The following is a 203-nucleotide window of genomic DNA, read 5'->3' on the forward strand; positions in this document are numbered from 1 at the left end:
TGGCGGAACGGACGGGACTCGAACCCGCGACCCCCTGCGTGACAGGCAGGTATTCTAACCGACTGAACTACCGCTCCACCGAATTTTTTCGCTTTATTACCACCGGTTGTCACCCCGGCTTACTGCAATTTGATGCCTGGCAGTTCCCTACTCTCACATGGGGAGACCCCACACTACCATCGGCGCTACGGCGTTTCACTTCT

General features: G+C 56.7%; 1 tRNA gene. It reads right to left on the reverse strand.

The features are described from left to right. Positions 1–77, reverse strand: a tRNA-Asp gene (locus K5R89_RS27295). Positions 78–203 lie beyond the last annotated feature (126 nt).

Source organism: Klebsiella sp. TF21-TM (assembly GCF_019753495.1).
In the GTDB taxonomy this organism is placed as follows: domain Bacteria; phylum Pseudomonadota; class Gammaproteobacteria; order Enterobacterales; family Enterobacteriaceae; genus Klebsiella; species Klebsiella quasipneumoniae.